The 22,467-nt window shown below is 60.2% G+C and carries 18 protein-coding genes; 11 read left to right on the top strand and 7 right to left on the bottom strand.

Annotation, left to right across the window (positions count from 1 at the left end; translation table 11 throughout):
* Window positions 1-118 precede the first annotated feature (118 nt).
* A complete protein-coding gene (locus WA845_RS00375) occupies window positions 119-1,363 on the top strand; it encodes an MFS transporter (protein ID WP_112553629.1) in 1,245 nt (414 codons plus the stop codon).
* 247 nt (window positions 1,364-1,610) lie between these two features.
* Entirely contained in the window at window positions 1,611-2,984 is a 1,374-nt protein-coding gene (gene mgtE, locus WA845_RS00380; RefSeq protein ID WP_112553547.1) for a magnesium transporter, read from the top strand.
* A gap of 227 nt (window positions 2,985-3,211) precedes the next feature.
* Here the strand turns inward: mgtE and WA845_RS00385 are convergent, their stop codons facing one another.
* Both WA845_RS00385 and WA845_RS00390 read right to left on the bottom strand, forming a co-directional pair.
* Window positions 3,212-4,048 carry an undecaprenyl-diphosphate phosphatase gene (locus WA845_RS00385; protein ID WP_042936481.1) on the bottom strand — a complete coding sequence of 279 codons (837 nt, stop codon included), beginning with the start codon at window positions 4,046-4,048 and terminating at the stop codon, window positions 3,212-3,214.
* A 122-nt stretch (window positions 4,049-4,170) separates the two neighbouring features.
* The gene (locus WA845_RS00390) at window positions 4,171-4,560 is read right to left on the bottom strand and encodes a winged helix-turn-helix transcriptional regulator (protein WP_337322142.1); all 390 of its coding nucleotides are present in this window, start codon (window positions 4,558-4,560) and stop codon (window positions 4,171-4,173) included.
* Window positions 4,561-4,663: 103 nt separating this feature from the next.
* On the opposite strand from WA845_RS00390, the gene WA845_RS00395 reads away from it, so the two are divergent.
* Window positions 4,664-5,680, top strand: coding sequence for a zinc-binding alcohol dehydrogenase family protein (locus WA845_RS00395; protein ID WP_022555882.1), 1,017 nt, complete (start codon window positions 4,664-4,666; stop codon window positions 5,678-5,680).
* Window positions 5,681-5,763: 83 nt separating this feature from the next.
* On the opposite strand, the gene WA845_RS00400 is transcribed toward WA845_RS00395, so the two are convergent.
* Both WA845_RS00400 and WA845_RS00405 read right to left on the bottom strand, forming a co-directional pair.
* Entirely contained in the window at window positions 5,764-6,504 is a 741-nt protein-coding gene (locus tag WA845_RS00400; RefSeq protein ID WP_004440847.1) for a pentapeptide repeat-containing protein, read from the bottom strand.
* Between the two features lie 350 nt (window positions 6,505-6,854).
* Window positions 6,855-8,519 (bottom strand): 4Fe-4S dicluster domain-containing protein, encoded by a 1,665-nt coding sequence (locus WA845_RS00405; RefSeq protein WP_112553627.1) that lies wholly within the window; start codon window positions 8,517-8,519, stop codon window positions 6,855-6,857.
* 454 nt (window positions 8,520-8,973) lie between these two features.
* Here WA845_RS00405 and WA845_RS00410 point away from each other — a divergent pair, with 454 nt between their 5' ends.
* Window positions 8,974-9,099, top strand: coding sequence for a hypothetical protein (locus tag WA845_RS00410; protein WP_004440843.1), 126 nt, complete (start codon window positions 8,974-8,976; stop codon window positions 9,097-9,099).
* A gap of 76 nt (window positions 9,100-9,175) precedes the next feature.
* Here the strand turns inward: WA845_RS00410 and WA845_RS00415 are convergent, their stop codons facing one another.
* On the bottom strand, window positions 9,176-10,096 hold the full coding sequence (locus WA845_RS00415; RefSeq protein WP_112553545.1) for a cation diffusion facilitator family transporter: 921 nt from the start codon (window positions 10,094-10,096) through the stop codon (window positions 9,176-9,178).
* Between the two features lie 181 nt (window positions 10,097-10,277).
* On the opposite strand from WA845_RS00415, the gene WA845_RS00420 reads away from it, so the two are divergent.
* The gene (locus WA845_RS00420) at window positions 10,278-11,066 is read left to right on the top strand and encodes an SDR family oxidoreductase (protein WP_004440837.1); all 789 of its coding nucleotides are present in this window, start codon (window positions 10,278-10,280) and stop codon (window positions 11,064-11,066) included.
* 13 nt (window positions 11,067-11,079) lie between these two features.
* On the opposite strand, the gene WA845_RS00425 is transcribed toward WA845_RS00420, so the two are convergent.
* Entirely contained in the window at window positions 11,080-12,057 is a 978-nt protein-coding gene (locus WA845_RS00425; protein ID WP_162719117.1) for a diguanylate cyclase domain-containing protein, read from the bottom strand.
* A gap of 414 nt (window positions 12,058-12,471) precedes the next feature.
* Between WA845_RS00425 and WA845_RS00430 the strand changes: the two genes are divergently transcribed.
* The 3 genes from WA845_RS00430 to WA845_RS00440 all read left to right on the top strand — a co-directional run bounded on the left by WA845_RS00430 (window position 12,472) and on the right by WA845_RS00440 (window position 15,057).
* The gene (locus WA845_RS00430) at window positions 12,472-13,770 is read left to right on the top strand and encodes an Hsp70 family protein (protein ID WP_004440833.1); all 1,299 of its coding nucleotides are present in this window, start codon (window positions 12,472-12,474) and stop codon (window positions 13,768-13,770) included.
* A 43-nt stretch (window positions 13,771-13,813) separates the two neighbouring features.
* Window positions 13,814-14,713, top strand: coding sequence for a uracil-DNA glycosylase family protein (locus WA845_RS00435; RefSeq protein WP_112553543.1), 900 nt, complete (start codon window positions 13,814-13,816; stop codon window positions 14,711-14,713).
* Between the two features lie 152 nt (window positions 14,714-14,865).
* Window positions 14,866-15,057, top strand: a complete 192-nt coding sequence (locus WA845_RS00440; RefSeq protein WP_004440829.1) for a hypothetical protein — start codon at window positions 14,866-14,868, stop codon at window positions 15,055-15,057.
* Between the two features lie 253 nt (window positions 15,058-15,310).
* Here WA845_RS00440 and WA845_RS00445 read toward each other — a convergent pair whose 3' ends face one another.
* Window positions 15,311-16,246 (bottom strand): DMT family transporter, encoded by a 936-nt coding sequence (locus tag WA845_RS00445; protein WP_004440828.1) that lies wholly within the window; start codon window positions 16,244-16,246, stop codon window positions 15,311-15,313.
* 438 nt (window positions 16,247-16,684) lie between these two features.
* On the opposite strand from WA845_RS00445, the gene pepN reads away from it, so the two are divergent.
* The 3 genes from pepN to WA845_RS00460 all read left to right on the top strand — a co-directional run bounded on the left by pepN (window position 16,685) and on the right by WA845_RS00460 (window position 22,361).
* Window positions 16,685-19,333: an aminopeptidase N gene (pepN, locus tag WA845_RS00450; protein WP_337322143.1), complete on the top strand. Its 2,649-nt coding sequence runs from the start codon at window positions 16,685-16,687 to the stop codon at window positions 19,331-19,333.
* A 134-nt stretch (window positions 19,334-19,467) separates the two neighbouring features.
* Entirely contained in the window at window positions 19,468-19,788 is a 321-nt protein-coding gene (locus WA845_RS00455; protein ID WP_112553541.1) for a carboxymuconolactone decarboxylase family protein, read from the top strand.
* A gap of 236 nt (window positions 19,789-20,024) precedes the next feature.
* Entirely contained in the window at window positions 20,025-22,361 is a 2,337-nt protein-coding gene (locus WA845_RS00460) for a PAS domain-containing sensor histidine kinase (protein WP_037091513.1), read from the top strand.
* Window positions 22,362-22,467 lie beyond the last annotated feature (106 nt).

Below are 22,467 nucleotides of genomic sequence, written 5' to 3' on the forward strand. Positions count from 1 at the left end.
TTTCATGTTAGAGGTCACTTAAGGTCATTTTCATGACCGCGCATCTCCAGTCAGGGCAGACCGCTCCCATACGGTCTTGCCCTTTTTTCTGTGGGCCCTTCCCGCTTTTCAGGTCACGATGAGCCATTCGAACATCTCCGAAGCCCGCCCTGGCGGGGAGAATGAAACCGTTTACACGGCTGCGCCTGTCGTGGTCCTCTCCCCACTTGCCATTGCGCTTATAGAACTGGCGCTGGCTGCCGGCGGTTTTGGCATCGGTACCGGCGAATTCGCCATCATGGGACTTTTGCCCGACGTCGCCTCGACCTATGGCGTCACGGTGCCGGAAGCGGGTTATGTCATCACCGCCTATGCGCTGGGCGTCGTCATTGGCGCGCCGATCATCGCGGTTCTCGCCGCGCGCATCACGCGCCGGACATTGCTTCTCAGTCTGATGGGACTTTTTGCGGCTGGAAACATCCTGAGCGCCGTCGCGCCGGATTTTGTGAGCTTCACCATTCTGCGCTTCATCACCGGCCTGCCACATGGGGCCTATTTTGGCGTTGCGGCGCTCGTGGCGGCCTCGATGGCGCCAATCCACAAGCGCGCCCGCGCCGTTGGCCGTGTCATGCTCGGCCTCACCATCGCCACCCTGCTCGGCACTCCGCTCGCCACCTTCTTCGGCCAGCTACTGTCCTGGCGCGCGGCTTTCATGCTTGTCGGCGGCATCGCACTTCTGACGGTGGCCCTGCTTTGGCTGTTCCAGCCGCGTGACAGGGTGGAAGAAGGCGCCAGCGTATGGCGCGAACTCGGCGCCTTCCGCCGCGTACAGGTATGGCTGACGCTCGCCATTGCCGCCGTCGGCTTTGGCGGCATGTTCTCGGTCTTCAGCTATATCGCGAAGACCACGACTGACGTGGCGATGATGCCGGTTTCCACGGTCTCCATGGTGCTGGCGCTGTTCGGCATCGGCATGAATGTCGGCAATGTCGTCGGCTCACGGCTGGCCGATATCTCGCTCAACGGCACGATTGGCGGCATGCTCGCCTTCAACGTGGTGGTCATGGCTGTTTTCGGCATGACGGCGCAGGATCCCTTCATGCTCTGCCTTTGCGTCTTCCTGATCGGCTGCGGTTTTGCCGCCTGCCCGGCCGTACAGACGCGGCTGATGGATGTGGCGCAGGATGCGCAGACGCTGGCTGCCGCCTCGAACCATTCCGCATTCAACATCGCCAATGCGCTTGGCGCCTGGCTCGGCGGCCTCGTCATAGCCATGGGCTTCGGTTACGCCTCGACGGGTTATGTGGGCGCCGTTCTTTCCCTACTCGGGCTTGGCGTTTTTCTTGTTTCCGTCACCGTAGAGCGGCGTCAAAAGGCGGCTTGACCCGGCCCTTTCGAAGCTTACGGAAAATTCACAATCGGGCGCTTGACTCTTTCCGGTTTCAGGCGCAACACGGCCTTACGCGCATGCCTTGGGCACGGCGCGGATTTCAACGGAGCATCATTAGATGTCTAGCGACAGTAGCAGTCGATTGCCTTTGCCGAGACCGGCGAACGTGAACTGATCCGACCGCTGTCGGCTCACCACCGCGTTCGCCGTGATCGGCGAATCGACGGAAAGGTGAGCAATCATGAACTTCCACAACCTCTCCCAGAGGGCCAGCAAGGCCGCACGCCTTCTTCGTAGCGGAAATGCCGGCTCCACCACCATTGCCGAACGCGTCGAGCACCTCAACACGCTGGATGTCGGCGCCGCCGCAGCCGCCCTTCTCGCCATGCCGCAGGCAAAGGCCGTCGCCATTCTCGACCGGCCGGAACTGCATGGTGCCGCCGCGATCATAGCCGATATTCCGGTCGAACAGGCCGCGCGCCTCGTCAACCTGATGTCGGACGACCGCGTCGCCGACGTCATGGCAGAAATGGCCGAAGAGCCGCGCGCCAAGCTGTTTGCCCGGCTGGACCGCACCACGGCGCTCTCCATCAAGCACCTGATGGGTTACCCGCCGCGCACGGCCGGCTCGATCATGACCACGGAATTCGTTAGCGTGCCGGACAATTGGACGGTGGAACAGACCCTTTCGCACATCCGCGTCGTCGAGCGGTCGCGTGAAACGGTCTATGCCATCTATGTGCTGGCCGAGGACGGGACGCTAACCACCGTCGTGACGCTGCGCCGCCTTTTGACCGGCGAAGCGGGCGCCTCCATTCTTTCGGTCGCATCCAAGGAAGGCATTGTCTGTGCGAGCCCCCTGATGTCACAGGAGGATGTCGCGCGGCTGATCCGCAAGCACGACCTTCTGGCGCTGCCCGTCGTGGATGACAGCTCGCATATTCTCGGCATCGTCACCGTTGACGACGTGATCGACACCATGATCGCCGATACCACGGAAGACGCCCACAAGTTCGGTGGTATGGAGGCGCTGGGCAAGCCCTACATGACGATCGGCTTTCCGGACATGATCCGCAAGCGCGCCGGCTGGCTCGCAGCACTGTTCCTCGGCGAAATGCTGACGGCCAGCGCCATGCAGCATTTCGAAGGCGAGCTGGAAAAGGCCGTGGTGCTGACGCTGTTCATTCCGCTCATCATGTCTTCGGGCGGCAACTCCGGTTCGCAGGCCACCTCGCTCATCATCCGGGCGCTGGCGCTGGGCGAACTGAAGCTTTCCGACTGGTGGCGGGTGCTGCTTCGGGAAATCCCGACGGGCCTGACGCTCGGCTGCATTCTGGGCGCCATCGGCTTCCTGCGGCTCACGGTCTGGCAGCAGGCTGGCTTCTACGACTACGGTGAGCACTGGCTGCTGGTTGGTGCCACGGTTTTTGCGGCCCTCGTCGGTATCGTCACTTTCGGTTCGCTCGCCGGCTCCATGCTGCCCTTCGTGCTGCAACGTCTGCGGCTTGATCCCGCCAGCGCTTCGGCCCCCTTCGTCGCCACGCTGGTGGATGTCAGCGGGCTCGTCATCTATTTCTCGGTGGCGCTGGTGATCTTGAGCGGCACGTTGCTCTGAAAGACGAAAGGCCCGTTCGAAAGAGCGGGCCTTCTACATTTCGCGGCACGTCATAATCTCTCCTCCGTCATGCCGGACTTGATCCGGCATCCAGCCACGGCGCGTCTGCGCTGTGAGAAGAGTCTTTTGCGATCAATGACTTGATCGCGCTGGATCCCGGATCTAGTCCGAGGTGACGGCGTGCGGATGATGCAACTCTGCCAAAAGCATGGTTCCTGGAAAGCCCCTCACCCACCCGCGTTGATCACGCCCGTTCCCAGCAGCCCCAAAAGAATAAAGCCGATGACCACGCGGTACCAGACGAAGGGCATGTAGCTTTTGGTCGAAACCAGCTTCAGGAAAACCACGATAACGGCGTAACCGACGATGAAGGCGATCAGGGTCGCGAGGCCTGTCGGGCCCCAGCCCACCGGATTGTCTTCGCCGATGCTTTTGAACAGCTGGTAGAAACCGGAGCCGAAGACGGCGGGTACGGCGAGCAGGAAGGAATAACGGGCCGCCGCCTCGCGGGTATAACCCAGAAGAAGGCCGGCGCTGATGGTGCCGCCGGAACGCGAAACGCCGGGAATAAGCGCCATGGCCTGCGCGAAACCGAAGAGGATACCATCACGCCAGATCAGCTGGTTGAGCTTGTAGCGCTTTTTCCCGATCCTGTCGGCAACGCCAAGAACGATACCGAACACGATCAGCATCACGGCAGTAATGTAGAGGTTTCGGAGCGAATGCTCGATGGCGTCCTTGAAGAGAAGGCCGAGCAGCACGATGGGCACGGAGCCGACGATGATCAGCCAGCCGAGACGTGCATCGGCCTTGTCATAGGGGCCGAGACGAAGGTTTTGCCGGAGCCAGGCGGCAGCGATCCGCATGATGTCGGACCAGAAATAGACCAGCACGGCCATTTCCGTGCCGATCTGGGTAATGGCGGTGAAGGCAGCGCCGGGGTCGGCGCCGGAGGGCAGGAACTCCCCGGCGATCCTCAGATGCGCGCTCGACGAAATTGGGAGAAACTCCGTAAGTCCTTGCAAAAGACCGAGAAATCCGGCCTCCATCCAACCCATGCTCATGTGCTTTGATGTCCCTGCTGCGAATCGAGATGGCAGCATTATGCATCAATCGGGGCAAATCCGTGTTGCATCGCACCATGAAAAATGATGTCCACGGCACGTGCTCTTACCCGTGATTTCTTTCAGGCCGCCTTCTCCGCCACCTGCGGAAGCTGCGTGTATTTCGCGCCGTTTTTGCAGACGACGTGCGCATCGCCCCAGCTTTTCAGTGCCGAAATCACCGGTCGCATCGTCTCGCCAAGCGGTGTCAACGCATAATCCACGCGCGGCGGCACGACGGGGAAAACGGTCCGCGAAATCAAACCCGCCTCCTCCAGTTCCCGCAGCTGCTTGGTCAGCATGCGCTGGGTGACACTTGGAATATGGCGGCGCAGTTCGTTGAAGCGCAGGGTCCCCTCATTGATGAGGTGATAGAGGATCACGCCTTTCCATTTGCCATCGAGAAAACTCAGGGCCGATTCCACCGGGCAGCCGGGAAAGTTGCCGGTGAGCTTGGCGCGTGCTCGCGACATCACAGTATCCTTTTTGTATGTATCATCACAAAATGTGCATTCTTGCGATCGTTGTTCATATGTATCAAGTAAGAGGCACGCAAACAAGCAAAGGAGACTTTTCATGCGCGCCATCGGTTACAGGACGAGCCAGCCCATCACTGCCAAGGATGCCCTCATCGACATCGATCTGCCCCAGCCGGAAGCGAAGGGACACGACATTCTGGTGGAGGTGAAAGCCGTTTCGGTAAATCCCGTCGATACCAAGGTACGTCGGAACCAGTCGCCGGAAAACGGCGAGGCCCGTGTGCTCGGCTTCGATGCAGCGGGTGTGGTGAAGGCCGTTGGCGACAAGGTTTCGCTGTTCAAACCGGGTGATGAGGTGTTTTACGCCGGCGTCATCAACCGTCCCGGCTCCAACAGCGAATTCCATCTGGTCGACGAGCGCATCGTCGGTGCCAAGCCGAAGTCCCTGAATTTCGAGGAAGCCGCCGCGCTGCCGCTGACCGCCATCACCGCGTATGAGACCCTATTCGACCGGTTGCGGGTGAATGAGCCGGTTCCGGGTGCAGCCAGCGCCGTTCTCGTCATCGGCGGCGCGGGCGGCGTCGGTTCCATCGCCGTTCAGCTTCTGCGGGCGCTGACCGACCTGACCGTGATCGCGACTGCCTCGCGGCCGGAAACGATCGAATGGGTAAAGGAACTCGGCGCGCATCACGTTGTGGATCACAGCAAGCCCATCGCGCCGCAGGTGGAAGCGCTTGGCCTTGGTGCGCCGGGCTTCGTCTTCTCCACCACCCATAGCGACATCCACGCGGCCGACAGCGTGGCGACCATCGCACCGCAGGGCCGTTTCGCCCTGATCGACGATCCGGCTGGCGGTTTCGACATCATGGCGTTCAAGCGCAAATGCATATCCATCCATTGGGAAATGATGTTCGCCCGCGCCGTTTTCCAGACGCCTGACATGATCGAGCAGCACAAGCTGCTCAACCACGTGGCCGAGCTTGTCGATGCCGGCAAGATCAAGACGACGCTGACCGAGGTTTTCGGCACCATCAATGCCGCAAATCTTATCAAGGCGCATGCACTGATCGAGAGCAACAAGGCCAAGGGCAAGATCGTGCTTTCGGGCTTCTGATCGCCGATGAAGCGTTCGCATGGCGAACGCTTCCCTTCCGCTTACGGAGAGGTTCGGGCCGCGCAAAACCGCGCGGCCTTTTATCACTCGTCGTCGGGATCTTCCGGGCACGGCCAGGAGGCGGGCGCCGTCAGGCCATTCGGCAGTTTGGTCTTGGCGTCGCCGCAGGCGATGTCGATCTGTTTCTGGTCAAGGCCGGTGGCCGTGGAAAGATCGACCCCCTCAATCCGAGTCAGCAGCAGGAAGGCGCTGGTGAAATCGACAGGGCCACCCAGCTTCGCGCCACCGAACCGGGCCCGCGACAGGTTGGTGAGCGAGAATTTCGAGCCGTTCAGCGTTGCGCCCTCGAAATCGGCGCGGCCGAGTTCAGCCTTGGTGAAATCCGTGCCGTCCAGCTTGGTGTTTTCGAATTTGGTTCGCTGCATTTCGGCATTCACGAATTTCGCGTTGGTGGCGTCGGCGGCGGAAAAATCGCTTCGATAGGCTTCCACCTTCGTCAGATTGGCGCCCTGAAGGTTCGCCTCGCCAAGGGCAGCGCGGATGAGCTTGGCCTTCTCAAGGTTAGCGCCCTTCAGCGACGAACCGCGCAGATCCGTATAAGTGAAATCCGTACCGTAGAGCATCGCCGAGTCGAGATTGCTGCCGCCCAGCATCAGGAGGCGCTTGTTGCATTCGCGCCAGTCTATGCCGGCCATGGCATCGGAACGACAGCTCGCGGCAGCCACCGGATTGCCAGTGAAAGAAAAGGCAGCCATCGCAAGCGCCGCGACGCTGCCAGCCAAGCCTGTCTTCCGCACGATATTCAGCCTTTGAAAGCCGGACATTCCTTCACTCCCTGCCGTCTGGCGACGGCACCTAGGACCATATGCACGTTCAAGGCGTTATCGCATTCACTGCCCGCGATCCACAGGCCACATGATGCTACAACACCCCAACATCCTATATGTAAGAAATCGAAGAGCAATCCACAAATACTGACGGGAAAGAGGGCAATGGCGCTGCTCTGGTGCCGTGGCAGACACAATGAACCAGGCGGACCGACGAGCTGCATGACCGCGACGAGCTTTCGCCGACGGAAACGGCGCTCCGCAGAGTATCCGTCCACCTATCGTAAAATCACCGTTGCAGATGCTCGGGACAAGCCCGAGCATCATGAGGCAAGATCGCTTCACCGTCACATGCTGGCGTAAACCGGCCCCTCGCCGCCCTGCGGCGGCACCCAGTTGATGTTCTGGTTCGGATCCTTGATGTCGCAGGTCTTGCAGTGCACGCAGTTCTGGGCGTTGATGACGTAGACTTCCTGGCCGTCCTTCTCCACCCACTCATAAACGCCGGCTGGACAATAACGCGTGGAGGGACCGGCAAAGACGTCGTGTTCGGAGCGCTTCTGCAGCTCCATGTCCTTCACCTGAAGATGGACCGGCTGGTCCTCTTCATGGTTGGTGGACGACAGGAAGACGGAGGACAGCCGGTCGAAGGTCAGAACGCCATCCGGCTTCGGATAGGCGATCGGCTTGTGTTTGGAGGCGGGCTCCAGGCTCTGCGCATCCGTCTTGCCGTGCTTCAGCGTGCCGAAGAAAGAGAAACCGAACAGCTGGTTCGTCCACATGTCGAGACCGCCGAGGCCGACGCCGATGAGCGTGCCGAACTTCGACCAGAGCGGCTTGACGTTGCGGACCCGCTTCAGGTCCTTGCCGATATCGCCTTCACGCCATTCGGCCTCGATCTCGGTAACCTCGTCATGGGCGCGGCCGGCGGAAATCGCCGCGGCGATCTTTTCCGCCGCGAGCATGCCCGAGAGAACCGCATTATGGCTTCCCTTGATGCGTGGCACGTTGACGAAGCCGGCGGAACAGCCGATCAGCGCGCCGCCCGGGAAGGTGAGCTTCGGCACTGACTGGTAACCGCCTTCGGTGATGGCGCGCGCGCCATAGGAAATGCGCTTGCCGCCCTCGAACGTATCGCGGATCGCCGGATGCGTCTTGAACCGCTGGAATTCCTCGAAGGGATAGAGATAGGGGTTCTTGTAATTGAGATGCACCACGAAACCGACGGCAACGAGGTTATCTTCCAGATGATACAGGAAAGAACCACCGCCGGTCTTGAAACCCAGCGGCCAGCCGAAGGAGTGCTGTACGAGGCCCTGCTTGTGCTTCTCCGGCTTGACCTGCCAGAGCTCCTTGATGCCTATGCCGAATTTCTGCGGCTCGCGATCTTTGGACAGGTCGAATCTGGAAATCAGCTGCTTGGCGAGCGATCCGCGCACGCCCTCGCCGATCAACACGTATTTACCGTGCAGTTCCATGCCGCGGGTGAAGTTCGGGCCCGGCTCGCCATTCTTCTCGATGCCCATATCGCCGGTGGCAACGCCGATGACAGCGCCTTCGTCGTTATAAAGCACTTCCGTGGCGGCAAAGCCCGGATAGATCTCGACGTCGAGCCCTTCCGCCTTTTCCGCCAGCCAGCGACAGACGAGGCCAAGCGAGACGATGTAATTGCCATGATTGTTCATCAATGGCGGCATCATGGCGTTCGGCAGGCGGATGGAGCCCGCCGGCCCCAGGAACAGGAACTGGTCGTCCTTGACCTCGGTCTTGAAGGGATGCCCCTCCTCGTCGCGCCATCCCGGCAGCAGCCTGTCGATGCCGATGGGGTCGACCACGGCGCCGGAGAGGATGTGGGCACCGACTTCCGCGCCCTTTTCCAGCACGACGACCGAGAGCTCCGGCTCCACCTGCTTCAGTCGGATTGCGGCGGCAAGACCGGCCGGACCCGCACCGACGATCACAACGTCGAATTCCATCGCTTCGCGTTCGGGCAGTTCCATCGCTTCCGTCATTTCCATCCTCTCAGATCGCCGGTCCCATCCGGCTGTTGTTATCGTCTTTTCCACACCTGCGACGCACCGCCTGCGCCGGACAAAAAGTCCATCCGCGACACCGTATCCATCAGCATCCGTCTTTGCAAAGCGGCACGCCTTTGTCGAGCTTCTATAGCGGCAAAACATGTCGCACGCCAGTCAATTGTCAGACAACCTGATGATTGTTTATTACTTTTACGTTCACGTAATAATGAGGATATGATCGACGGGGGAATGCGTCAAGGGTTGCGGGCATTGGGCAGGCATAGCCCGCCTATAATCAGGCGGTCAAAAGCGATTGATGGGCGGGCCGATCGCATGACAAGGGAGATCGGGACCGCATCTGCGTCAATATGGCCGGTGTCGGACGCAGCGGTTTTGAGCTAATATTCCCAAGAAATATATCGTCGCGTCATAGCTGGAAATATCTGAAATGTGGGACTTCTTCCCTATCGTCTTCTTGCCGTTCAAAATTCTCGTATTGGGAACGGGCATGTTCTTCGCCATCAAATGGCATCATGATCAGGCGAAGAAGGAAAACGAAACCAAGGGACCGTGAGCGCCGCCAGTTTTAAAGGCGCGGGGCACTTGGCCCACTCCCGGGGACGAAGCAGACCTTGCTTTCCACACCCCGCTCAAACAGCCCATTCTTCATCCGTCGTGAACACGATCGTCAGCCAACGGTCACTCCCCTCGCCGCCTATCGCTTCGCCGATCTCGTCGCGGATCGCATCCCATTCCTCAAGGCGCCGCGGCGGCCAGTTTCTGGGAACAATGAAGAAGAGTTCGATCTGGCGACCGCGGCCAACCCGGGCCACATAGGAGTAATGCGAGGAAAAGCCGAACTTCGCCACGACCTCCCCTGCCACCCTGTCGACATGCTGCTTGAACTCCAGCGGGGTGACAAGAAGTATGTCGGCTAGCGCCTGTTTCACATTGCCGAGTGGCATGGGAATGATGACGAGGCAGACCAGCGCCAGCACGGCCGGGTCGACATAGGGCGACAGCCATGCCTGCGACGTTCCCGTCAGCCCGTAACCGATGGCGAAAGCGATGAACAGCGCCACGCTCAGCAGCGCGCTCATCAGCCAGCTTTTAGCGTCCAGCGCCACGAAGGCGGATTTCAGCCGTTGGTTCTGCCGTTTGACAAACCATGCCATGGCGAGCGAGACGGCAAAGCTGACGAAGGTGACGATGATGGCGTAATCGAACTCGATCGACCGGCCGCCATCCATCAGGCTGTCGATGGCATTGATGAGCGCGTAAATCGCCGCCCCCATCAGAAGCGTGCCGTTGAGGCCGAGCACCATTGGCTCCAGATGCCAGAAGCCCATGGTGAAGCGCTCCACCAGCCGGCCGCCCGGCCTGGGTGCCGCGGCGGCGGCGATCAGCCGCGCCACGAGCAATGCGAGCATCGTCATGAAAGCATCCGTCAGGGCGTAGACACCGTCGAAGACGACCGCGAAGGAGCCGGAAAACAGGCCCGCCCCGATGCCGAACAACGCCAGCAGAACCGTGACGGCAATCGAGAATTTCAGCAAAGATTGTTCTGTCATGACACTTGTTCGACCTTCAAAACAGGGCCCGCCTTCACAGGGGGATTTTGCTTTTCCTCGAATCGAGAAAACGCCTAACTCTTTGTTTCGGCGCATTTCCAGACGGAAAACCGGGGTCCACTTTTCCTTGGAAATGCTCTATAAACACCACATACAGCACTCACAAGACAGGACAAAACCCATGGATTTCGGCATTTCCGGCAAACGCGCCCTCGTTCTCGCCTCTTCACGCGGCCTTGGGCTTGGCATTGCGACGGCGCTGGCAAAGGAGGGTGCAAATGTCCTTCTCGTCGGCAGGAGCGGTGAAAAGCTGGAAGCGAACTGCAAGGCCATCAACGCCCTTGGCAAAGGCAAGGCCGACTGGGTTTGGGGTGATCTTGCCGACGACAATTTTGTCGAGGCCATGGTTCAGGCCGTCAGGGAAAAGCTCGGCGGCATCGACATTCTCGTCAACAATACCGGCGGCCCGACGCCGGGCCTCGCTCAGGAGATGACGGCGGAGAAGCTGGATACGTTCTTCCAGTCGATGGTGCTGCGGGTCATCACGCTGACCAATGCGCTTCTGCCCGGCATGAAGGAGCAGGGTTTCGGCCGCATCCTCACCGTTGCCTCGTCAGGCGTATTCGAGCCGATTGCCAATCTCGCCCTTTCCAACACCTTGCGCGGCGCGCTTGTGGGCTGGAGCAAGACGCTGTCCTCCGAAGTGGCCGGTTTCGGCATCACCTCAAACCTGCTTCTGCCCGGCCGCATCCACACCGACCGCATCGATGAGCTCGATGGCGCCAATGCAAAGCGTCTCGGCAAGAGCATCGAGGAAATCCGCGAGGCCTCGGTCAAGAGCATTCCCGCTGGCCGCCTCGGCACGGTGGAGGAGTTCGCTGCCGCCGGCGCTTTCCTCTGCTCGGTGCCCGCAAGCTACATCACCGGCACGATGCTCAGGGTAGATGGCGGCGCGGCAAAGTCGAACTGACGACTGGGTGCTGTCACGACGCCGTTCCGTAAATCACGTAGCGGTTCCGCCCGGTATTCTTGGCTTCATAAAGCGCGGTATCGGCGTGGCGCAAAACGTCGCTTGTACTCTCGCCGGGATTGGCAAAGGCGATCCCGGCGGAGCAGCTGTAGCGAAACTCGGGCATGTCGCGCAGAGGGGCTGCATCGGCCAGTGACGACAGGAGCTGCCGCATCAGGCTTTCGGCGCCGTGCATGCGCGAGCCACTGAGCACCAGCAAAAACTCTTCCCCGCCAATCCTGCCGAGAAGGTCGTCACGCCCGGCAGCGGCGGACAGTCGTCCTGCGAAATCCTTCAGCACGAGATCGCCGTAGGCATGGCCGAAGCGATCGTTGACGCTCTTGAAGTGGTCGATATCCATGATGATGACGGCGAGCGCCTGCGCCTTGTTGGGCCCAAGCAGGTGGTTGAGCGCATCCATGGCGTAACGTCTGTTTCCGAGCCCGGTCAGCTCGTCGCTCAGGGCGGATTTCAGCGCCCTGTCCCGCTCCTGGCGCAGATCGCGCAATTCGATGCCAAGTTCGGAAACATCGGTGACCACGCATAGCATCCAGCCTCCCGGCAGCGTGGTCTCGGTCGTCAGTATCCAGCGCCCGTCATTGAGACTGGTCTCAATGGTCCGGAACGGCAGCTTGCCGCGCCTCGTCTTGGCCGAGCGCAGCCAGAGTTCGAAATCCGATGTCTCGATGGCCGTACCGGTCGCGTTGCGAAAACCACTGCGCATCAGTTCCACCCAGCTCGGGAAATCGCGCTGTCCGATACCGAGCGCGGCGCGGAAGGCGCTGTTGGCGAACCGCAACTCATCGCCGCCATCAAACAAAGCGTATCCCTGCTGCGATGCTTCCAGAAGGGCCATGAGCTGCCGGGAGAAAACGCCCATATCGCCTTGAACGACACCGGCATCGTCCGGCGCTGCATCCTCCACTGCATGCTGGCTGATTTTGTGGGGCATATAATTTCCAAAACTAAAAACGACCGAAAACCAAATACAGCATGTCCATATGGACATTCCGAAATTTAATAAATATTTACGCTCGACAGCAAAGTGGATACGTCTTCGATCCGCTTACTTCGACAAAGCTGACTTTAACAGAATTCCCTTAAAGCCGTCGCCTAGAACTACACTGTTCTTTCTTAAAGGAATTGTAATCCCGTTTACCATGCGTTGCCAGGATTGCCGCAACTTTGCGACTGGCGCGCGGGCACGGGCGTTCGACCGAAAAAAGACCCACGGCGCTTGCCATTCCGCCCGCCCTGTGCAATCAACCGCCCTCCTCTGACATCGGGGTGCCAAGAGCATCCCTTATTTTCACGCCGGGCCATCCAAGGCCGGGCGGGTTCTTCTATCGACACAAGGAATATGGCGATGACGCAAAAGCGGGCTCTCGGCCTCGATTTCGGCACGACAAATACGGTCATGGCTCTTTCCGACAATGGCGGCGCAAGCCATTCCATGCGCTTTACCAGCAGCGCCGGCACGGATGACAGCATGCGCACGGCCCTCTCCTTCATGAAGGACGCCGGCCTCGGCGCGGCCGCCCTGCATGTGGAGGCGGGCCACGCCGCTATCCGCCAGTTCATCGACAATGCCGGCGACTGCCGTTTCCTGCAATCGATCAAGACGTTTGCGGCGTCACCGCTGTTTCAGGGCACGTTGATCTTCGCCAAGCGGCAGAGCTTCGAGGATTTGATGGAAGTGTTCCTGCGCAAGCTGAAGACCTATGCCGGGACGGAATGGCCCGATGATGTATCGACTGTCATTGCCGGCCGGCCGGTGCGTTTTGCCGGCAGCAATCCGGACGAGACGCTGGCGCTTGCCCGATACAACGAGGCGCTGAGCCGGGCCGGTTTCCCCGAAATCCACTATGTCTATGAGCCGGTGGCGGCCGCTTATTATTTCGCACAAAGCCTGAAGAAGGACGCCAATGTGCTGGTGGCGGATTTCGGCGGCGGCACCACCGACTATTCGCTCATCCGTTTCGAAACCCATGCCGGCAAGCTTTCCGCCACCCCCATCGGCCATTCCGGCGTCGGTGTTGCGGGTGATCATTTCGACTTCCGCATGATCGACAATCTGGTGTCGCCGGAGATCGGCAAGGGCAGCAAGTTCAAGAGTTTCGACAAGGTGCTGGATGTGCCCTCAGGCTATTACGTGAATTTCGGCCGCTGGAACCAGCTGTCGATCTTCAAGACCTCGAAGGAATTTACCGATCTGAAGTCGCTGGTGCGCTCGGCGCTGGAGCCGGAAAAGCTGGAAATGTTCATCGACCTCGTTGAGCATGATGAGGGCTACCCGCTCTATCAGGCTATTTCCGCCACCAAGATGGCGCTCTCTTCGGCCGAAGAAGCGGAGTTCAACTTTGCGCCGCTCGGCAAGGCCGGACGCAAGATGGTGAAGCGCAGCGATTTCAACAGCTGGATCGCCGAGGACCTTGCCAAGATAGAAGAAGCGCTCGACGAGGTTCTGGAAAAGACGCAGGTTTCGCCAGATGCGATCGACAAGGTGTTCCTGACCGGCGGAACCTCCTTCGTGCCGGCGGTGCGGGAGCTTTTCACCCGCCGTTTCGACGCCGACCGCATCGAAAGCGGCGGCGAGCTGCTTTCGATTGCCCATGGTCTGGCCATGATCGGCGAAAGCGGCGATATTCAGCGCTGGACAGTGTGATTTGCGGGTTCCCCGGGCGGGGAACATGGGGTAATTTCCGCCCATGATCGCCGCTCAAGACCTCTCCCCGGCCGAACTCGCCGCCCTCCTGCATTTCCATGCGGATGCGGGCGTCGACTGGTTGCTGGAAGAGGCGCCCGTAGACCGTTTCGCCGAATTTGCCGCCGCCCGCCCTGCCCGGTCCGCGCCTGTTCAGGCGGCGGCGACATCTGCACGGCAGACTGAAAGGCCCGCGGATCGCGGCGCCGATGTGCCGCAGCGGCAGGGAGCAACGCGCAGTGCTCCCGCGCGCGGAGCGCCGGCAAGTCCAGCCGTTCAGCAGAATGTCGCCATGCCGGATGAGCAGGCGGTGGCAGCGGCGCGTTTTGCCGCAGAAAGCGCGAGATCGCTTGCCGAACTGAAAACCGCGCTTGAGGGTTTTTCCGGATGCAACCTCAAGAACAGCGCCCGCAATACGATCTTCACCGAAGGTGACGCTTCCTCGGGCATCATGGTCATCGGCCCCATGCCGGATGCGGATGACGATCGCGAGGGCCTGCCCTTTGCCGGCAAGACCGGCCTGCTGCTTGACCGGATGCTGGCGGCCATCGGCCTTGAGCGCAGCACCATCATGCTCGGCAATGTGGTGCCGTGGCGGCCACCGGGCAACCGCCCGCCGACCCAAGCCGAAATGGATATCTGCCGCCCCTTCATCGAGCGCCAGATCGCCCTTGCGGAGCCAAAACACCTGTTGCTTCTGGGCAACTTTACCGCACGTTTCTTCTTTGGCGGCACCGGCACGATCCATACATTGCGCGGACAGTGGCGTGATGTCGCAGCCGGACACCTTGTTTTGCCGGCGCTCGCCAGCCTGCACCCCCAGGAACTATTGAACGCCCCGGCCAGTAAGTCCTTGGCATGGCAGGATTTATTGATGTTTCAGGCAAAGATCGCCGAAGGCTGATTGCCTCATTCCTGCTCAATGTAAATGAATTATGAAAATAGCCATGCGCATTACGCATAACAGCGGCGCATTTGGTCAACTTGCCGAATCCATGCTGCGCTGCGATATACGGCCATGTCTTGGGAGGAATTTCGGTTAAAGGAACCAAGGCAATGACCACTCGCTTCCGTCCGGTACATTCCGGCTTTGAATCGCTCCGCCTGGCGGGCCTCGGCCCTCGCTCCAGTCAGGGCTACCATCGTTTCGGCGCAGCCGCTAACGAACAGTTGACCGCACGCGCTGCCATGCAGCAGGTCCGCGTGACGCGTCCCTCGGCAGTCTTCGCGGATTTCCGCGAGCGCTGAGAAGCACTCAGGCCGGCTTACACTGGCTTACAGATATGATTGCGCGCTGGCGTCTTTCCTCGGGAAGGCGCCTTTTGCTTTTGTGGGTGTACGATCATAAGTCTCCGTCATGCCGGACCTGATCCGGCATCCAGCCAGCCCAAGTCCTTGGGCTGAAAGTACTCCTTCGCCGCGCGGACGCGCGTCGGCTGGATCCCGGCTCAAGGCCGGGATGACGGAAGCGGTTGCCCTGAAACACCGGCAATAGCGCTCCTCACCCCTGCGGCGTCGAGGCCTTGCGCGCCGCGCGTCGCGCCAATCCCAGCTGATGTTCACGGAAAATGATGAAGATGCCGGCCAGGATCACGATCGCCGTGCCGATGAGCATCGTCAGCGTGGGTATGTCTCCGAAAAGGACGTAGGAAACCACGATGCCGAAGACGATGGAACTGTATTCGAAGGGCGCGATGACCGAGACCTCGGCGTGCCGGTAACTCTCCGTCAGGAAGATTTGCGCGACGCCGCCGCAGATGCCGCTGGTTATCAGAAGCAGGGTCTGCGTCACTGTCAGCACGCTCCAGCCGAAGGGAACGCTGATGAGCGACAGCAGGGTGGCGGTGAGCGAAAAATAAAGCACGATGGTTGGCGTCTTTTCCGTTTCCACCAGTTGCCGCACCTGGATCATCGCCAGCCCGCCAAGGGCGGCACCACACAGCACGGCAATGGCGCCCAGCCCCTCACCCGCGGCAAACCCGCCTTCCCTGAGAAGCGTCATCTTCGGCCAGAGAATGACCAGCACGCCGATCATTCCCACGAAGACTGCACTCCAGCGATAAATACGCACCTTCTCATGCAGGATAAAGGCGGCAAAAACCACCGCGAGAAGTGGCGAGGCATAACCGATGGCGATGAATTCCGGCAGCGGCAGCATGGTCAGCCCGTAAAAGCCGCAGGCCATTGAGAGGATTCCAAGAAAACCGCGCTTGAAATGGCCGAGGAGATTGTTGGTGTGCAGCGCACTTGCGAGCGCGTGAAGCCAGGCAAGATAAACGACAATCGGAATGATGGCGAAAGCCGAACGAAAGAAGGTGATCTGGCCGGCCGGCACATCCCCCGCGGCCTTTATACAGGTCTGCATGACAAGAAAAAAGCCAACCGAAATCAGCTTCATGCTGATCCCGCGGAAGGGATTCATCGGTTCGGCGTTCATTAGCAGTTACTCATATCGGCTGCGCAGACACGCCATCGGGAGGTTTCATGCGGGGGAGACGACGCGGGGGAATTGGATTTGCGCAAGGCTAGAGCATTCCTCCGGCGCTTTACAACAAAAATTGTGATTTATCCCTGAATTCGGTTGATGGCGTGGAGAAATCGAAGCCTCGCAAGGCAGGCGCGAAGGCAAAAAGTGGCACGCGCTAAAATTTGAAGAAAATAAAATATAATTTCAGCAATCGTTCAACATTTGCTGCGATGGTCCGTTGGTCCGGCAGCGGGGAGGATCGTCTGCATGGCCGGCAAAGCCTTCCATGGCGGGACAGAATGTCCTCCGACGCGCACATGATCGTGACGAATATTCTACCCATTTTACATCCGGGCCTTATGACGACATGATGCCGGGAAGACCACGCAAAGTTATTCAGGGACAGTCATGCGAACAGACACGGGCCAGATCGTTCACCTGGCGGATTACCGCCCCACCGATTTCGTTCTGGAGCGGGTGGATCTCACCTTCGAACTCGACCCTAAAAATACCAAGGTCGAAGCCCGTCTGATCTTCCACCGGCGCGAAAGCGCCGACCGGCATGCACCGCTGGTTCTTGATGGCGACGAGCTGAAGCTTTCCAGCCTGCTGCTCGACCAGGTGGAGCTGCCCGCCGCTCAATATGAGGCCACACCGGACAGCCTGACCATCCGCGACCTTCCCGCTGAATCTCCCTTCGAGATTTGCGTCACCAATTACATCAACCCGCAGGTCAATACGCAGCTGATGGGGCTTTACCGCACCAATGGCGTTTATTGCACCCAATGCGAAGCGGAAGGTTTCCGCCGCATCACCTATTTCCCCGACCGTCCGGATGTTCTGGCGCCTTATACGGTGACGATCATCGCGGCAAAGGAAGGTAATCCGCTGCTGCTCTCGAACGGCAATTTCCTGGGCGGCGGCAATTACGACGAAGGCCGTCACTTCGCGGCCTGGTTCGATCCGCATCCGAAACCGAGCTACCTGTTCGCTCTCGTTGCCGGCGATCTCGGCGTGGTGGAAGATACTTTCACGACCATGTCCGGACGGGAAGTGGCGCTGAAGATTTATGTCGAGCACGGCAAGGAGCCGCGCGCTGCCTATGCCATGGATGCGCTGAAGCGTTCGATGAAATGGGACGAAGAGCGCTTCGGCCGCGAATACGACCTCGACATCTTCATGATCGTCGCCGTGTCGGATTTCAACATGGGCGCGATGGAGAACAAGGGTCTCAACGTCTTCAACGACAAATTCGTGCTGGCCGACCCGGAAACCGCCTCGGATGCGGACTATGCCAATATCGAGCGCATCATTGCGCATGAATATTTCCACAACTGGACAGGCAATCGTATCACCTGCCGTGACTGGTTCCAGCTGTGCCTGAAAGAAGGCCTGACGGTCTATCGCGATCAGGAATTTTCCTCCGACATGCGCTCGCGGCCGGTGAAGCGCATTGCCGATGTGCGCCACCTGAAGTCGGAGCAGTTCCCGGAGGATTCCGGTCCGCTGGCGCATCCGCCGCGCCCGGATACCTATCGCGAAATCAACAACTTCTACACGACGACCGTGTATGAAAAGGGTGCCGAAGTCACCCGCATGATCGCCACGATCCTCGGCGCTGAAGACTTCAAAAAGGGCATGGACCTCTATTTTGAACGCCATGACGGCGAAGCGGCAACGGTCGAAGATTTCGTCAGGAGCTTTGCCGATGCCAGCGGTCGCGATCTCTCGCAGTTCTCGCTATGGTACACCGAGGCCGGCACGCCGCTAGTCTCCGTTTCGTCCGCTTACGATGCCGGCAAGGCCACTTTCAGCTTGACGCTGGAACAGACGACCGCGCCGACCCCCGGCCAGCCGGTGAAGCAGCCACGCCACATTCCGCTTTCGCTGGCGCTGATCCTCGATAATGGTCAGATCGCCGAACCGCAGGCCGTCGAAGGCGGCGAGTATCGCGACGGCGTACTGCATTTGACCCAGCGCAACCAGACCTTCTCCTTCTCCGGCATTTCCTCGCGGCCGGTGCTGTCGATCAACCGCAGCTTCTCCGCGCCGATCAACCTGCATTTCGAGCAGAATGCTGCCGACCTGGTGCAGATTGCCCGGCATGAGACGGATATGTTCGCGCGTTTCCAGGCGCTGACCGATCTCGCCCTGCCCGTGCTGATCGCCGCCACCAAGGCGGTGCAGAAAGGCGAAGACGTCCGCACCGATGCCGACCTGATCGCGACGCTCATCGAAATCATCGGCGACGACGCGCTTGAACCGGCATTCCGGGCGCAGGCACTCGCCCTGCCCAGCGAGACCGATATCGCCCGCGAACTCGGCAGAAACACGGATCCCGATGCCATCCACAAGGCGCGCAACGCCACGATCACGGCGATTGCGACAGCCGGCCAGGACACACTGCGGCGGCTTGCCGACGATGCTGCCAATGGCGAGGCCTACAGCCCCGATGCCGGAAGCGCCGGGCGGCGTTCACTGCGCAACGGTGCGCTGACCTTCCTCGCCTTTGCCGAGGGAACGCCGGAGCGGGCGGCGAAGGCCTATGCCGGCGCCACCAACATGACCGATCTCGCCCATGCACTCAGCGTGCTGACGCAGCGCTTCCCCGACAGCGCGGAAACGAAGGAAGCGCTTGCCGCTTTCGAAAAACGCTTCGCCGACAATGCACTGGTGCTCGACAAGTGGTTTTCGCTGCAGGCCGCCATTCCCGGCGAAGGCGCGCTTGATCGTATCAAGGCACTGATGAAATCGAAACATTTCATCGCCACCAATCCGAACCGGGTACGTTCGCTCGTCGGCACGCTCGCCTTTTCCAATCCTACCGGCTTTCACCGTGCCGATGGCGCCGCCTATCGGTTCCTCGCAGAGCAGATCATCGCCATCGACAAACGCAATCCGCAGCTTGCCGCCCGCATTCTCACGTCCATGCGCTCCTGGCGCTCACTTGAGGCAAGCCGCGCCGACCATGCGAAAGCAGCGCTTTCCACCATTGCCGAGGCGAAAGGCCTCTCGACGGATGTAAGCGATATCGTCGGGCGTATCCTGAAGGGCTGACTTTCCGCCGAAGCTCCGACATTCTGACCCATTCCGCGACGCCGTCTTGATTTCCATCAAGGCGGCGTCGTGCATCATGCAGCATCCTTCGTGCGAAGGGCCGCGGTTGGCCCGGGATCAGACAGGAACCTCAGATGACGGATATGTCCAGAACAAGCGCTTCGTTTCAGCGTTTCATCAGCGATGCTCCAGACCATAAGGCGGCGTGGTTTCAGGCCGTGCAGGCCCTCGGGACCGCGTCCACGCTCGACGTGAAGACACAGAGCCTGATCTACATCGGCATCCTTGCCGCCCTCCGCCTGGAAAGCGGCGTCGGTTTTCATGTGATGGAAGCCAAGGCGCGCGGTGCGAGCCGTGACGATATCATCAGCGCGGTGCTCACCGGTCTTCCTGCCGCCGGAAATGGCGTGATCAGCGCGCTTGGTCCTGCTCTCGATGCCTTCGACGGAGCCTGAAACGTTACACGCGGCGTTCCCAAGCAGCCGGAATTGAAGCGCCGGCTCACTGTTTTTCTTCATGAATCCCGCTTTTGCCGAAGCGGAAGCAGACTGTCCCGAAAAAATACGGAGTCGGTTCAAGGGGTTAAAATTCTTTTAACTTTTGCCTCTGGACAGGGCGAATCGCATTTGATTCATTAGAGATATTCGAGCGGCGGCGCTTCGAATCACGGGGACATCTAAAAGGCGGGACAATGACGAACGTGCGGCGGGCGACTGCGGGCGATGAGCGGCCGTATGCCAAATTTTCTGATCTAGCGGCCTGGGGCGAAAAGCTTTCCAGTGACCTGATGGGTTTGATGAGCGGCGCGGAACGGCCCATGCCGCAGGTCGAGACCCTGCTGAAGCGCCTCATTCCCATTCTCATCCTCGCATTTCTGGTGGTCGTGGCGGCCTCGCGCATGCTGGGCATCGTCGCCGAATACAGCCGCATGGAAGAAGCCGCCCGCCACTCCACGGCTTTGACGGCGCTGACCGCCAAGGCGGCCCTGCTGAACGACGGCACTGTTTTCACCTCGCAGGACCGCACCCGCGCCGAGGCAAGCCTTGTCGCCGCGTTGCCGCAGGGAAGTCTTGCCGATGGCACCATGGTGCTGTTGTCGGGCAGCAACGGTCGTATTTTTGCCGGTTCCGGCAAGGAGGCAATGCTTTACATTGGCACCTCCCTGCCTGCCCTGCTGCCGGAAATCGCCATCGTGCAGCGTTTTCCCGGCGCTCCCGGAACCATCGAGACCAATATAGACGGCCAGCAGCATTACGCGACGATGATCCCCTTCGGAAACGATGGTGCCATGGTCATCGCGGCGCGGTCGCTGCAGCCGATCCGCTCGTTCTGGCGCAGCGAAATCGCCATGAATGTCACGCTGTTCGCGGGCATTTCCTCCATCCTGCTCGTGGTGCTCTATGCCTATTACATGCAGGTGAAGCGCGCCCGCGATGCCGACGACATCTTCGCCGAATCCAACCTGCGGGTAGAGACGGCGCTCTCGCGCGGCCGTTGCGGCCTGTGGGATTTCGACCTTTCCACCCGGCGCATGTTCTGGTCCGGTTCGCTTTACGAGATTCTCGGTATGCCGCCCAGGGCGACACCGCTCTCCTTCTCCGATGCGGCGCGAATGATGCATTCCGAAGACGGCAATCTCTATGAGCTCGCCCGGGCTGTCGGCTGCGGCAACCTGCGCCAGATCGACCAGATCTTCCGCATGCGCCACACCAAGGGCCATTATGTCTGGTTGCGTGCCCGCGCCCAGGTCATCCGCACCAATAATGGGCCGCGTGTCATCGGCATTGCCATGGATGTCACCGAACAGCACCGCCTTGCGCAGCGCTATGCCGAGGCCGACCAGCGCCTTGCCGACGCCATCGAATCCACGTCCGAAGCTTTCGTGCTGTGGGACAAGAACGACCGTCTCGTCATGTGCAATACCCATTACCAGAAGGCCTATGGCCTGCCGGACAGCGTGCTGGTGGCAGGCACGGAGAAATCCACGGTTTATGCCGCAGCAGCCCGGCCGGTCGTCGAACGTCGCGTTGCCGATCCCGATCAGTCCGGCCTGTCCCGCACCACGGAGGTGCAGCTTGCCGACGATCGCTGGCTGCAGATCAACGAACGCCGCACCCGCGATGGCGGCCTCGTCTCAGTCGGCACCGACATCACGCTTCTGAAGCGCCACCAGGAACGGCTGCGCGATTCCGAGCGGCGACTGATGGCCACCATCGGCGATCTCTCCGCCTCGCAGCACAAGCTGGAGCGCCAGAAGACCGAGCTTTCTGACGCCAACGCCAACTACCTTGCCGAAAAAGAGCGCGCCCAGGCCGCCAACCGGGCGAAATCGGAATTCCTTGCCAATATGAGCCATGAGCTGCGCACGCCGCTCAACGCCATCCTCGGCTTCTCCGAAATACTGCTGAACGAGATGTTCGGCCCCGTGGGTTCTCCCAAATATTCCGAATATGCGCGCGACATCCATGACAGTGGCAAACATCTGCTCAACGTCATCAACGATATTCTCGACATGTCGAAGATTGAGGCGGGCCATATGCGCATCAACCGCGAGACCATCGATCTCGCGCCGCTGATCGAAGAGACCCTGCGTCTGACCGCCATCCAGGCCGAACAGAAGAACATCACCGTGCAGCAGAAGGTCTGCGCCGGCCTCACCATGCAGGGCGACCGCCGCGCCATGAAGCAGATCATGCTCAACCTGCTCTCCAACGCCGTGAAATTCACCGGCGACGGCGGCAGCATTGCGCTGCGCACCCATGTGCATGAGGCTGCGATGATCCTCACCATCGCCGACACCGGTATCGGCATTCCGACACAGGCGCTGGAAAAGATCGGTCAGCCCTTTGAGCAGGTGCAGAGCCAATATGCCAAGAGCCAGGGCGGCTCCGGTCTCGGGCTTGCGATTTCCCGCTCGCTGGTGAAGCTGCATGGCGGAACGATGAAGATCCGCTCGTGTGAGGGGCGTGGGACGGTGGTGACGATTATTATTCCGCATGCGGCGGGGGTTTGTGGGACGGTGCATTGAAGCTTGGTGGGCGTGGTTCACCCCCCTCTGCCCTGCCGGGCATCTCCCCCACAGGTGGGGAGATAGATATGCGGCAAGGTTTTGCCCATCTCGACGTTAGAGAATG

The sequence above is a fragment of the Agrobacterium sp. CMT1 genome (genome assembly GCF_037203725.1).
Taxonomy (GTDB): Bacteria; Pseudomonadota; Alphaproteobacteria; order Rhizobiales; family Rhizobiaceae; genus Agrobacterium; species Agrobacterium pusense.

Bases quoted from the DNA above. Each gene is read 5' to 3' on its own strand.
- WA845_RS00445 (WP_004440828.1), bottom strand. From the start codon at position 16,246: ATGAACGCCGAACCGATGAATCCCTTCCGCGGGATCAGCATGAAGCTG.
- WA845_RS00415 (WP_112553545.1), bottom strand. From the start codon at position 10,096: ATGACAGAACAATCTTTGCTGAAATTCTCGATTGCCGTCACGGTTCTG.
- WA845_RS00375 (WP_112553629.1), top strand. From the start codon at position 119: ATGAGCCATTCGAACATCTCCGAAGCCCGCCCTGGCGGGGAGAATGAA.
- WA845_RS00435 (WP_112553543.1), top strand. From the start codon at position 13,814: ATGATCGCCGCTCAAGACCTCTCCCCGGCCGAACTCGCCGCCCTCCTG.
- pepN (WP_337322143.1), top strand. From the start codon at position 16,685: ATGCGAACAGACACGGGCCAGATCGTTCACCTGGCGGATTACCGCCCC.
- WA845_RS00410 (WP_004440843.1), top strand. From the start codon at position 8,974: ATGTGGGACTTCTTCCCTATCGTCTTCTTGCCGTTCAAAATTCTCGTA.
- WA845_RS00430 (WP_004440833.1), top strand. From the start codon at position 12,472: ATGACGCAAAAGCGGGCTCTCGGCCTCGATTTCGGCACGACAAATACG.
- WA845_RS00420 (WP_004440837.1), top strand. From the start codon at position 10,278: ATGGATTTCGGCATTTCCGGCAAACGCGCCCTCGTTCTCGCCTCTTCA.
- WA845_RS00460 (WP_037091513.1), top strand. From the start codon at position 20,025: ATGACGAACGTGCGGCGGGCGACTGCGGGCGATGAGCGGCCGTATGCC.
- WA845_RS00385 (WP_042936481.1), bottom strand. From the start codon at position 4,048: ATGAGCATGGGTTGGATGGAGGCCGGATTTCTCGGTCTTTTGCAAGGA.
- WA845_RS00455 (WP_112553541.1), top strand. From the start codon at position 19,468: ATGACGGATATGTCCAGAACAAGCGCTTCGTTTCAGCGTTTCATCAGC.
- WA845_RS00405 (WP_112553627.1), bottom strand. From the start codon at position 8,519: ATGACGGAAGCGATGGAACTGCCCGAACGCGAAGCGATGGAATTCGAC.
- WA845_RS00400 (WP_004440847.1), bottom strand. From the start codon at position 6,504: ATGTCCGGCTTTCAAAGGCTGAATATCGTGCGGAAGACAGGCTTGGCT.
- mgtE (WP_112553547.1), top strand. From the start codon at position 1,611: ATGAACTTCCACAACCTCTCCCAGAGGGCCAGCAAGGCCGCACGCCTT.
- WA845_RS00425 (WP_162719117.1), bottom strand. From the start codon at position 12,057: ATGCCCCACAAAATCAGCCAGCATGCAGTGGAGGATGCAGCGCCGGAC.
- WA845_RS00395 (WP_022555882.1), top strand. From the start codon at position 4,664: ATGCGCGCCATCGGTTACAGGACGAGCCAGCCCATCACTGCCAAGGAT.
- WA845_RS00440 (WP_004440829.1), top strand. From the start codon at position 14,866: ATGACCACTCGCTTCCGTCCGGTACATTCCGGCTTTGAATCGCTCCGC.
- WA845_RS00390 (WP_337322142.1), bottom strand. From the start codon at position 4,560: ATGTCGCGAGCACGCGCCAAGCTCACCGGCAACTTTCCCGGCTGCCCG.